Source organism: Novosphingobium sp. AAP93 (genome assembly GCF_001296055.1).
GTDB lineage: Bacteria > Pseudomonadota > Alphaproteobacteria > Sphingomonadales > Sphingomonadaceae > Novosphingobium.
Genome location: NZ_LJHZ01000030.1, coordinates 48,652 through 60,046, shown reverse-complemented (window position 1 = coordinate 60,046; position 11,395 = coordinate 48,652). Strand labels below are relative to the sequence as shown.

General features: G+C 65.4%; 13 protein-coding genes. 4 read left to right on the top strand and 9 right to left on the bottom strand.

Translation table 11 applies throughout. The annotated features are described in order from the left end of the window. Nucleotides 1-9: 9 nt before the first annotated feature. Entirely contained in the window at nt 10-447 is a 438-nt protein-coding gene (locus tag IP83_RS07360) for a VOC family protein (RefSeq protein WP_054121570.1), read from the bottom strand. A gap of 171 nt (nt 448-618) precedes the next feature. Here IP83_RS07360 and IP83_RS07355 point away from each other — a divergent pair, with 171 nt between their 5' ends. Beyond that, nucleotides 619-1,305 (top strand): SIMPL domain-containing protein, encoded by a 687-nt coding sequence (locus IP83_RS07355; RefSeq protein ID WP_054121559.1) that lies wholly within the window; start codon nt 619-621, stop codon nt 1,303-1,305. A 16-nt stretch (nt 1,306-1,321) separates the two neighbouring features. On the opposite strand, the gene IP83_RS21020 is transcribed toward IP83_RS07355, so the two are convergent. Beyond that, nucleotides 1,322-1,456, bottom strand: a complete 135-nt coding sequence (locus tag IP83_RS21020; protein ID WP_255352071.1) for a hypothetical protein — start codon at nt 1,454-1,456, stop codon at nt 1,322-1,324. Nucleotides 1,457-1,519: 63 nt separating this feature from the next. Further along, on the bottom strand, nt 1,520-1,744 hold the full coding sequence (locus tag IP83_RS07350) for a hypothetical protein (protein ID WP_197274308.1): 225 nt from the start codon (nt 1,742-1,744) through the stop codon (nt 1,520-1,522). Between the two features lie 164 nt (nt 1,745-1,908). Here IP83_RS07350 and IP83_RS07345 point away from each other — a divergent pair, with 164 nt between their 5' ends. Then, nucleotides 1,909-2,694, top strand: a complete 786-nt coding sequence (locus IP83_RS07345) for a metallophosphoesterase family protein (RefSeq protein WP_054121557.1) — start codon at nt 1,909-1,911, stop codon at nt 2,692-2,694. Here IP83_RS07345 and IP83_RS07340 read toward each other — a convergent pair. Both IP83_RS07340 and mtgA read right to left on the bottom strand, forming a co-directional pair. Continuing rightward, a complete protein-coding gene (locus IP83_RS07340) occupies nt 2,691-3,044 on the bottom strand; it encodes a putative quinol monooxygenase (RefSeq protein WP_054121556.1) in 354 nt (117 codons plus the stop codon). The two genes, IP83_RS07345 and IP83_RS07340, sit on opposite strands and share 4 nt — an antisense overlap. A 52-nt stretch (nt 3,045-3,096) precedes the next feature. Continuing rightward, nucleotides 3,097-3,831, bottom strand: a complete 735-nt coding sequence (gene mtgA / locus IP83_RS07335) for a monofunctional biosynthetic peptidoglycan transglycosylase (RefSeq protein WP_054121555.1) — start codon at nt 3,829-3,831, stop codon at nt 3,097-3,099. A gap of 53 nt (nt 3,832-3,884) precedes the next feature. Here mtgA and IP83_RS07330 point away from each other — a divergent pair, with 53 nt between their 5' ends. Then, nucleotides 3,885-4,691 (top strand): transporter, encoded by an 807-nt coding sequence (locus IP83_RS07330; protein WP_197274307.1) that lies wholly within the window; start codon nt 3,885-3,887, stop codon nt 4,689-4,691. 26 nt (nt 4,692-4,717) lie between these two features. Here the strand turns inward: IP83_RS07330 and rpoH are convergent, their stop codons facing one another. The 3 genes from rpoH to IP83_RS07315 all read right to left on the bottom strand — a co-directional run bounded on the left by rpoH (nt 4,718) and on the right by IP83_RS07315 (nt 7,728). Then, nucleotides 4,718-5,620, bottom strand: coding sequence for an RNA polymerase sigma factor RpoH (rpoH, locus tag IP83_RS07325; protein WP_054121553.1), 903 nt, complete (start codon nt 5,618-5,620; stop codon nt 4,718-4,720). Between the two features lie 215 nt (nt 5,621-5,835). Next, the gene (locus tag IP83_RS07320; protein ID WP_054121552.1) at nt 5,836-6,789 is read right to left on the bottom strand and encodes an RluA family pseudouridine synthase; all 954 of its coding nucleotides are present in this window, start codon (nt 6,787-6,789) and stop codon (nt 5,836-5,838) included. A 24-nt stretch (nt 6,790-6,813) separates the two neighbouring features. Next, nucleotides 6,814-7,728: a LysR family transcriptional regulator gene (locus tag IP83_RS07315; RefSeq protein WP_054121551.1), complete on the bottom strand. Its 915-nt coding sequence runs from the start codon at nt 7,726-7,728 to the stop codon at nt 6,814-6,816. Nucleotides 7,729-7,835: 107 nt separating this feature from the next. Between IP83_RS07315 and IP83_RS07310 the strand changes: the two genes are divergently transcribed. Next, on the top strand, nt 7,836-8,612 hold the full coding sequence (locus tag IP83_RS07310; RefSeq protein WP_054121550.1) for an SDR family oxidoreductase: 777 nt from the start codon (nt 7,836-7,838) through the stop codon (nt 8,610-8,612). Nucleotides 8,613-8,631: 19 nt separating this feature from the next. On the opposite strand, the gene IP83_RS20860 is transcribed toward IP83_RS07310, so the two are convergent. Next, a complete protein-coding gene (locus IP83_RS20860; RefSeq protein WP_054121549.1) occupies nt 8,632-11,286 on the bottom strand; it encodes a calcium-binding protein in 2,655 nt (884 codons plus the stop codon). Nucleotides 11,287-11,395 lie beyond the last annotated feature (109 nt).

Here is an 11,395-nt window from a genome sequence, read left to right as displayed (position 1 = left end):
GAACGGCCCTCACCAGCTGCCGGTATTCTCCATGCTCGCCCACGGCTCGGCGGGTTCGAGGTGGCCATCCTGCAGCAACTCGATCGAGATGCCGTCCGGGCTCTTCACGAAGGCCATGTGGCCATCGCGCGGGGGACGGTGGATGATGTGGCCCGCGGCCTGGATCCTCGCGCAGGTCTCGTAGATGTCGCTCACCCGGTAGGCGAGGTGGCCGAAGTTGCGCCCACCGGTGTAGACTTCGCCCGCGCTGCCGTCTTCGGGCGGCCAGTTGTAGGTCAGCTCGACCTCGGCCACGCCTTCCTCGCCCGGCGCCGCAAGGAAAATCAGCGTGAAGCGGCCCTTCTCGCTGGAGAACCGGCGAACTTCCTTCACGCCGAAGAGTTCGAAGAAGGCGATCGTCGCCTCCGGGTCGGTCACGCGGATCATCGCGTGGAGGAACTTGGTCACCGTAGTGTCTCCTTGGTCATTCAAACTCGGTTCATCGACAGAATCGCACAGTTCATCGCAGGGCGAGACGCCCGACAGGGAGACCATGCAGCCATGACTACCGATAGTGAGCCCGCCGCCGATTCCCAATCCTTTCTTGGCCGCCTCGCCCCGTCAGGCATTGCGCGCCCGATGCTGGCCGCTGCCGGCGTGCTTGCGGTCGGCATGGTTGTCGGCGGCTATCTCCTCGGCGACGGCCTGCGCCGCAGCCGGGAGGCGGACCGTGCCGTCACCGTGCGCGGCCTTGCCGAGCGCGAAGTGACCGCCGATCTCGCCACCTGGACCATCGCCTACTCCGCCACGGCCGAAGACATGGGCAGCGCGCAGGCCAGCGTCGATCACGACAGCCAGGAAATCCGCGCCTTCTTCGCCGGCCTCGGCTTCCCCGCCGAAGCACTCCAGCCGACCGGCGTCAACGTCAGCACCAGCACCGACAACGGCGTGACGCGCTTCACCGTGCGCCAGCGGATGGCACTGCGCACCACCGACATCCGCCGCGCGCAGGATGCCGTGCGCCGCCAGTTCGACCTCGTCCGGCGCGGCGTGATGCTCGAGGAAGGGTCCGGCATGGCCTATACCTTCACCGGGCTCGACAAGATCAAGCCCGCCATGGTGGCCGAGGCGACCAAGGACGCCCGCCGGTCCGCCGAACAGTTCGCCAAAGACAGCGGCACCGGCGTCGGCGGAATCAAGAACGCGACGCAGGGCTACTTCGAAGTCAGCGCGCGCGACGGGGATGGCGGCGGCGGCTGGGGTGTGTCGGACACGCCGTTCAAGAAAGTCCGCGTCGTCACCACGATCGATTTCTATCTGCGCTGACCGAACTGCAACGGGCTCAGAACGAGGCGGTCAGCGAGACCACGCCGACCGGCTTGGTCGTGCGGAGGTAGACGTTCGAGCACGCCGCGATCAGGGCGGGCGAGGAGGCACGGCTGCACGGACCGCGCCCGGCAAAGTCGCTGCGGGTCATGCATGTGCCGACTACTCAGGCATTGAGCGCGAGGTTCATATACCTTGCGGTAATCCCGACGTTCTAATCGGTGGATTCCTTCGGGAAGCCGCCGCCGGTGTGCGCGATGTGCGGATGGACGCTCAACGGAGTGCCCGGGATCGCGCAGCCCAGCTCGGCGCAGACATAGGTATTGCCGCGATGGGGCGACGTGAAGTTACAGTTGAGCACGTTCTGCACGGACGCCGCTACGGCGAGGCACAGGGCAGCAAAGGTTGCGGCCATGAGGGCCTTGCTGGACATACGCATGCGGGTTCCCTTGTTCCGTGGTTCGCGTCGTTCCGCCTGCACCAGAGCGTGCCAACGGCTGGTCGCGCCTTTCCCACGGTCTGTTGCAATTCCGCACCATGCAACACGCTCGCCTTGTATGGCCAAAACGAAGGCCCATATATCTTTAGTCAGGCCGGTTATTGATGCTCAAACTGCTGCGTTCCCTTCTCGACTACCGCACCGAGCCGGAGGTGACTCCATCGGTCCCGGACGGTCAGCGCGTTTACGCGATCGGCGATATACACGGCCGCTACGACTTGCTGTGCCGGATGATCGCGCGGATCGAAGCCGATGAAGTCGGTCGCCCCGCTGCGGATACGACTGTCATCCTGCTTGGCGACCTTGTCGATCGTGGGCCGGACAGCGCGGGCGTGATCGCCACCGCACGCGAATGGGCCAAGCGCCGGAAGGTGCGCATCCTTGCCGGCAATCACGAGGAAATGTTCCTCGGCAGCTTCGAGCGCGATGATACGCTGCGCCATTTCCTCCGCCATGGCGGACGCGAAACCTTGCTCAGCTACCCCATAGAGCCCGACGTCTACAGCCGCGCCACGCTCGAGGAATTGCGCGCAATCATGCGCGAGGTGGTTCCGGCGGAAGATGTCGAGTTCATGATGTCGATGGAAGACCGCATCCAGATCGGCGACTACGTCTTCGTGCATGCCGGTGTGCGCCCGGGCGTTCCGCTCGAGGAGCAGAAGGTCTCGGACTTGCGCTGGATCCGCGGCGAGTTCATCGAAGGCCCGGAAACGCGCAATTTCGCGGTCGTCCATGGCCACACGATCCTCGAGACCCCTCACGTCTCGCCGCTGCGCATCAGTCTCGATACGGGCGCCTATTCTTCCGGCCTGCTTTCAGCCATCGGTCTCGAAGGAACCGCGCGCTGGCTGATTTCGGTGCAAGGCGAACCGGCTGCGGAAGCGGCCTAGTCGTCGAACAGGACGGTGCGCACCGCGCCGTCCGCCCGGTACACGGGCGAATCACGATTCACTTCGTACATCCGGTTCCACGTCGCTGTTGGCCCCAGCCCGACGAGCGCATCGCGCATCTGCGCATAATAGGTGTGCTGGAAATGCGCGACGAGCGAGGCATGGTCCTCCCACAGCTCGTGCACTGTCACCCGGTTCGGCACGCAGGGATCGGCGGCAAAGCAATACTCGAGGCAGCCGGGCTCCTCGGTGCGCGTCTTCCACTGGATCGGACCCGTCAGCCGCACCGCTTCGTCGCGCGTGGCCTCATCGGCAAACTCCAGATAGGCGTGAATGACCACCTGCGGCATGGCGAGATCTCCTTTCGCCCGCCAATCAAGCACAGCGCGCCCGGGGGCGCCCCTATTGATAAACGCAGGTATCGTAGTCCGCGCGCACCGTGGTCACCCGCTTGGCGATCACATTGCCATGGCGCCGCGTGAAGCCGGTCGCCCCCGTCACCGCGCGCACTTTGGGCTGGGGGAAGGCTGCAGCAATCCGCGCCGCCTCGACCCGGCTGAGCTGCGCCGCCGATTTCTTGTAATAGCGCTGCGCCCCGGCTTCGACGCCATAGGTCCCGATCCCCGTCTCGGCGACGTTGAGGTAGACTTCCATGATCCGCCGCTTGCCCCAGATCGTCTCGATCAGCACGGTGAACCAGGCCTCCAGCGCCTTCCTGAGATAGCCGCCACCCTGCCACAGGAACACGTTCTTGGCCGTCTGCTGGCTGATCGTGGAGCCGCCGCGGATGCGTCCGCCTTGCTGGTTGCGTTCCCACGCCTTGAGGATCGCATCCTGATCGAACCCATGGTGCTCGCAGAACTTACCGTCCTCACCGGCAATCGCGGCGTCGACCATGTTGCGATCAATCTGGGAAAGCGGCACCCATTCCTTGGTGATGCCGTTGGGATCGAAGATCATCGTCAAGGTGACGGGCACCGGCACGAAACGGTAGACCACCACCATCGTCACGCTGAGGAACAGGAACGCCGCGACCAGCCGCGTCAGAAGCCAAGCCACCTGATGCAGCAGACCCGGACGGCGGCGGCGCGCCGGGAAATACCCCTCGTTCTTGAGCTTGTGTAATTCTTCGTCCATGCAACTGCGATAATACCCCGCAGAACGCCGCTGGCAATCGGGAGCACAGGGCTTTGCACCGCACCGTCCGCGTCATTCTGGCAGCTTTGACCGTGCTGGCCTCGGTGCTCGCCCCCACGATCGCCCGCGCCGATGATGGACCCGACTTGTGCGCCAACCGCCCGGGCCTCGGCACACCGCCCTGCACGCTGCCCGCAGGCGGTATCATGGTCGAACTGGCTGCGGTAGGTTGGGAGCGCAGCACCAGCCCCGGCAGGCGCGACGATAGTCTGGTCCATGGCGATGCGCTGTTCCGCGCAGGCCTCGGCCGCGCGACCGAGATCGAAATAGGCCTCGGCGGCTGGACCCACAGCTTTAGCCAGGCTGGCGCCATCAGCGATGCGGCGAGCGGTCTTGGCGATGCGACGTTCGCGGTGCGCCATGGCTTTGGCAGCGAAACGGGAGCAAAGTTTGCCGTGCAGGCCTATGTGGCCGTACCCGTCGGCCGTCCACCCGGCGGTGCCGGCGATTGGGGCGCGGGTGTGCTGCTCCCTATCGCACTGCCCTTGCCTGCCGGTTTCACCCTGATCGCCACGCCGGAGATCGCTGCTGCCGTGAACGCCTCGGGCCGGGGTCGCCACCTTGCTTGGGGCGCCGTGGCAGGCCTCGAGCATGCGCTGACCCGTGCGGTGTCCCTATCCGCCGAATTGTCCGCTTTTCGCGACGAAGACCCGGAGGGCGTCGCCACCGAAAGCCGCCTCGCCCTCGCCGCCGCATGGCAGGTCTCGCCTTCACTGCAAATCGACATCGAAGTCGATATCGGGCTTACCCCGTCCGCACCCGATCACGCCCTGCTGCTGGGCTTTGCGCACCGGTTCTGATCAGAACTCGGCCCGAAACCGCCCCGTCACGCCATCAGCAGATGCCGCTCACCGGCAATGCGCTGCATCGCCTTCTGCAGCTTCTCGAACGCGCGCACCTCGATCTGGCGCACGCGCTCGCGGCTGACGTTGTAGACCTGGCTCAGTTCCTCGAGCGTCTTGGGCTCGTCGATCAGGCGCCGGTCGGTCAGGATATGCCGCTCGCGCTCCGACAGGCTGTCCATCGCCTCGACCAGCAGGGCATGGCGCAGATGCGCTTCCTCGGCGTCGGCCACCGTTTCGTCCTGCAGCGGGCTGTCGTCGACCAGCCAGTCCTGCCACGAACCTTCGCCGTCCTCGCGGACCGACACGTTGAGGCTGGCATCGCCGCCCATCATCATGCGCCGGTTCATGTTGACGACTTCGGTCTCGGACACGCCGAGGTCGGTCGCGATCTTCTTCACGTCGTCCGGATGCAGGTCCGAATCCTCGAACGCCTCGAGGTTCTTCTTCATCCGCCTGAGGTTGAAGAACAGCTTCTTCTGCGCCGCGGTGGTGCCCATCTTCACCAGGCTCCACGAGCGCAGGATGAACTCCTGGATCGAGGCCTTGATCCACCACATCGCATAGGTCGCTAGGCGGAAGCCGCGGTCGGGCTCGAACTTCTTGACGCCCTGCATCAGGCCGATGTTGCCTTCGGAGATCAGCTCGCTGACCGGCAGGCCATAGCCGCGATAGCCCATGGCGATCTTGGCCACGAGGCGCAGGTGGCTGGTCACCAGCTGCGCAGCGGCCTCCGGATCGCCATGCTCCTGATAACGCTTGGCGAGCATGTATTCCTGCTCGGCCGTGAGCACGGGGAACTTGCGGATCTCGGCGAGATAGCGATTGAGCCCCGCTTCACCGCCGCCAAGGGCAGGGACCAGCGCGGTCGATTTCTTCTCAGACACCAGAACACATCCTTTCGCCGCGCCCGCTGGGAGAGGGAGGGGGCGCGAACCTCTGAAGCCAAACCCGGCTCAGGCTGTGTCGCGATACGTTCGCGGCTTGTTCCGATATATCCAAGCCGGTCGAGTCGTGCCACACAGCAAAACTATTCGCCCGCGTAGCGCCGTTCGATACAGCGCGTTTTTGGGGCATTGCACCTTTGTTCCATGCCATATGGTCAGCCACCCTGCCCTCCCAGTTCGACGATGAGCGTCCTGAGATCGACGGGCGTCGGGCTGGCGAAGCGCACCGAGTCACCGCTCGCCGGGTGGATGAAGCCAAGCTCGGCGGCGTGCAGTGCCTGCCGGCGAAAGCCGAGCCGGGCGAGCAGGGGCTTGTGCTGGGAAGAGGTGCGTCCATAGACCGGATCCCCCACTAGCGCATGGCCGATTGATGCAAGGTGAACGCGCACCTGGTGGGTTCGCCCGGTCTCGAGGCGGCATTCGACCAGTGCCGCGCCGCTCAGCACTTCAATGGTGCGGTAGTGCGTCACCGCGTGCTTGCCGCGTCCTTCCGAGACCAGCGCCATCTTCTTGCGATCCCGCTCGCTGCGCCCGATCGCCCCGCGCACCGTGCCCGCCGCCGGCACCGGCACCCCGGTCGTCACCGCCTGATAGACGCGGTGGATCGAATGGTCGGCAAACTGCGTGGCCAGCCCCTCGTGCGCCGCATCGGTCTTGGCGACGACCAGCAGCCCGGAGGTATCCTTGTCGATCCGGTGGACGATCCCCGGTCGGGCCACCCCGCCGATGCCCGAGAGCTGGCCCCGGCAATGATGCAAAAGCGCGTTGACCAGCGTCCCATCGGGATTGCCCGCCGCCGGATGGACCACCAGCCCCGCCGGCTTGTCGACGACGATGAGGTGCGCGTCCTCGTAAACCACGCTCAGCGGAATATCCTGCGCCGCCGCCTCGGCCGGTGTGGCTTCAGGCACGCGGATCGAGAACGGCGTCCCTTCGGCGGGCTTGAGCGAGGCCTGCGCCGCCGTCTTGCCCGCCAGCGCAACCCGCCCCTCGTCCATCAGCGTCTTGATCCGCTCGCGCGAAAGGCCCGAGACATCGGCCAGCGCCCGGTCGAGCCGCAGCCCGCCGGCGGGAATGGTCCCCTCGATGATCGTCTCGCATACCCCCATGGTTCGTCCGATATGGGAAGCGTGTCAGCGCCTCGCAAGAACCTGCGGCTTCGGCAGCTCCGCCCGCAGGAAATCGAGCATCGCGCGCACTTTGCCCGGAAGGAAATTCCGGCTCGGATAGATCGCCCAGACGCCGGTGTCGAAGTCGGTCGCCGCCACATCGTAAGCCGGAAAGCAATCGACCAGTCGGCCCGAAGCCAGATCGTCCGCAATCATCCAGTCCGCCAGCAACGCCGGTCCCATCCCCGCCAGCGCCGCCTCGCGCAGCCCCAGCGCGCTTGAGATCAGCAGCCGCCCGCCGACCGGCACCACTTCTTCGGTACCTCCCCCATCGCGGAAGATCCAGCGGTCGCGAAAGCCCGCCAACGTGAACCGCAGCGCCTCGCAAGCCGCCAGATCGGCCGGAGCTGCAAGCGGATGCGCAGCCAGCCATTCCGGCGCCGCCACCACCCGGTAGCGCGTCGGCACCAGCCGTGTCGCGATAAGGTTCGCTTCCTGCGCCGGGGCCAGTCGCACCGCCAGATCGATCCCCTCGCGCACCAGATCGACCTGCGTGTCGCTCATCAGCAGCTCGACCGTCAGCTCCGGGTACCGCGCGCGGAAGCGCGCCAGCATCGGCATCACGCGCACCATCCCATAGGCGACCGAGACCGAAAGCCGCAGCGTCCCCACCGGTCCCCGCCCGATCGCCCGCGCTTCCGCCCCGGCCTCCTCCAGCTGCGCCACCAGCGGCTCGATCCGCGCGAGATAAAGCGCGCCCGCCTCGGTCAGCGAAAGCTTGCGCGTGGTGCGGTGAAACAGGCGCTCGCCCAGCTCCGCCTCGATCACCCCCACCGCGCGAGAGATCGACGATGGCTCAGTACCCCTGTTGCGCGCGACTTCGGAGAAGCTCCCCCGGTGCGCCACCTCGGCGAGTATCCGCAGCGTCTCGATGTCCATGCGCCTACCTTTGCGTATTGCGCAAAAGTATATCTCTAGCGCCCGCCTTTTTCAAATTCGAGACTGATAATACTTCCGAGTCATCCACTCCAGCAAAGGCCCTCCCCATGAACCCCATCGATCTCACAGGCCGCGTCGCCCTCATCACCGGCGCCAATCGCGGCATCGGCGCCGCAATCGCCGCCCGTCTTGCTGCAGCTGGTGCCCACGTTGTCGCCACCGCGCGCAGCCTCGCAGCCGCCGAAGCCACCGCCACCACGTTCCGCGCCGCTGGTGGCAGCGCCGATGCGCTCGCCATCGACGTCACTGACTACACGGCTGTCGAGGCCGCGATTGCAGCCACTCTGGCTCGCCATGGCCGTCTCGATATCGTGATCGCCAATGCCGGCTCGATCGAACCCATTGCAAGGCTGGGTGACAGCGATCCCGCCGCGTGGAGCGCGGTCGTCGACGTCAACCTCAAGGGCGTCTACAACACCGCGCGCGCCGCGCTCGCCGCGCTGCTTGAAAGCGGGGGCACATTCCTCGCGATGAACTCGGGCGCCGCCAATGCCCCGATGGAAGGCTGGAGCCACTACTGCGCGACCAAGGCGGCGGTGCAGATGCTCACCCGCCACCTCCACAAGGAGTATGGCGAGCAGGGCCTGCGCTCGATCGGCCTCTCGCCGGGTCCGGTCGCGGGCGAGATGCAGGCAGCGATCCGCGCATCCGGCCTCAATCCGGTCAGCCGCCTTGCCGACAGCGCCTATATTTCGGCCGAAGCGGCTGCCGAAGCCGTAGCGTGGCTCTGCACCCCGGCGGCAGACCCATTCCTCGGCACCGACTTCTCGATCAAGACCGCAGAAGGCCGCCGCCTCGTCGGGCTGGACCGCCTCGCCGCCTGAACCGGACGCGCGCCAGCCTTCAGGCAACAATCAGAATGTCAGAGAACGACAACGCCGGGCGCACCGTATCGCCGAGCGTCGTGATCAGCACGGCGGCCCTGCTGCCGGTGCCATCGGGATCGTAGAACACGTTCCCGGTGGCCTGATTGTAGATGATCCGGTCCGTCGCATCGTGCGCCGCCGTACCCGCATAGAACGCGTCGGCACCCAGCGCACCAACTGCGCCCAGCGCCGTGAACACCGTCTTGCTGAAGGCGAGCTTGTCGCCGTCGCTGGCCGTGAAGTCGGTCACGATATCGAGAGAGCTGCCAAGGGTCGTGCTCGAAAGCGTCGAAAAGACGAAGGTATCGCTGCCCAGCCCGCCCGTCAGCCGGTCCTGCCCGGTGCCACCGTCCAGCATATCGTTGCCCGCGCCACCGTCGATGGTGTCCGCACCGCCCAGACCGGACAGGACATTGTTGCCCGCGTTGCCGGTCAGCACGTTGGCGTCCTTGTTACCGGTTCCGTCGATCGCGGCGGTGCCGGTCAGGATCAGGTTCTCGACATTGATCGCGAGCGTGAAACTGGCCGACGCTTCGACCGTATCGGTCCCGGCAGCCACGCCCTCGCGCACGATATCAAGGCTGTTGTCGACGATGTAGCGATCATCACCCGTGCCGCCGATCAGCGTATCGATGCCTGTGCCGCCATCCAGCGTGTCATTTCCGGCGCCGCCGTTGAGCGTGTCGGCACCGCCAAGCCCCTTCAGCACGTCATTGCCGTCCACGCCGAACAGCGAGTCCGTTCCCGCAGCGCCGGTTATCACGTTATCCAGCGTGTTGCCGTAGCCGCTGTAGGTGCCGGCATCGGCATAGGTGAAGGTCAGGTTCTCGACGAAGCTGCCCAGCCGGTAGGTCGCGAGCGCGGTCTGCACCGTATCGGTTCCCTCATTGGCCAGCTCGATCACCCTGTCGGTGGCACTGTCCACCACATAGGTGTCATCGCCGCTGCCGCCGGTCATGGTGTCGTTGCCGGTCCCGCCATCGAGCCTGTCGTTGCCGCCCAGCCCGATCAGCTGGTCATTGCCGCCGAGCCCGCGCAGCACATCATCGCCCGTGCCGCCTGTCAGCACATCATTGCCCGCGGTGCCGGTGCCGGCACCGGCCGAAATCAGATCGATGGTCTTGTCGGCAAAGCGCAGATGCTCGACATTGATCACCGTCCGCACGCCCGTATAACCGCCATTGCGCAGGCTCACCTCAAACTGGGCGGTGCCGGTCTGCACGATCTGGTAGTTGCTGGCCGCTCCGCCGAACACCGCGGTGTCATTGTTTGCGCCGCCATCCAGAATGTCGTTGCCTTGTCCGCCCACCAGCGTGTCGTCGCCCGCGCCGCCGCGCAGGATATTGTCGGTGTCGTCACCATAGATCAGGTCATCGCCGCCAAGGCCGGAGATCGCACCGACATGATCCGGACGCACCACGATGATATCTTTGCCGCTCGTCGCCTGCACGCTGCCTGTGCTGAACAGTCGGGCGATGGCGGAGCCGCTGCTCGTCCGGGAGTCGAGCGCGGTTGCCGCAAACCCGCCGCCATCGACGCCGGTTATCTGCACCGAGGTGTGGGAACCCGGGTCAAGCTGGAACGTCAGGCCGGCTCTGGTTCCGGTCCCGTCAAAGACCTGACCATACAAGCCGGCTCCGTTGCTCGAAGCGCTGTTTTGCCACGTAACCAGAAAGTTGCCGTCGTCGAGCGCGGCGACATCCGAGTTGATGTAACCGCCAGGAACGGATTGCACGAGGATCGGCGCGCCCGCTGCAGTGCCGGAACTGCCATAAAGTTGCACCCAGACATCGGTCGCAAAGCCGGCTCGCGCGGAATTCTCCACCCAGTTCACCGCGAAGCCGCCATCGGCAAGCGCGGCGATCGATACGGATTCCCTGGCCGTGCCGAGGGCGTAAGACGCAGATCCATCGACCACGATTTCGGGACCGAGCACCTGCAGCGCCGCGTCGGCAATCCGGACGACGATTGACGCGGTGGGGGACGCTGGCGGGCCATCAAACTTCAGATAGGAAAGGGCAAAGGACCCGCTGATGAGCCGAGCAGCGTCAAAAGCAATGATTTGCGACTGGCTTGTCGGCGTCGTGCTGATCTGTGTGAACCCGCTCAGGATCGTCCCGGAGGAATCGACCAGTTGCGCAAAGACATTGATGTTTTCGTTGGGCAACGACGTCCGCGACAGCACATAGAACTGATCGCCCCCGGCCGCGACGATCCGCGGAGCCGCAGCACCGGAAATGAGCGCGCTCGAATAACTTCCCGCAAGGAAGGGATCGCCGAGCGACGTACCATCCTCGTCATAGGCATGCGCGACGATGCCGCTGCCATTCGTGCCCCTGCCGCTCTCCTCCCACGCAATCACGAACTTGCCGTCGTCCAGCGCCGTTACGCTGGGGTTGAACTTGAAGCGCTGCTCGGCGGGATTGGGCGGGTCATTGACCAAGAACTGCCCGCCTGCGGTAGTGCCGTTGGCATTGAAAACCTGCGCGAGAATATTGTTCGCGCCGCTGTTTCCATCGACCCACACCACCACATACCGGCCGCCCGAAAGCCGCCCGATCATGGTTTGCTGCTCGGTCGCCAAGGGGTCGTTGTTGGACCACGTGGTCCCGAGACTATTGTACACCGCCATGACATTTCCCCCGGACCACAACCAATTTTGACCATTCCAGCGGATTGATACCGTTTTATGTCAGCCCTCAGGGTGGAACGATTGACCGCCGCTTGCCCCCCCACATCAG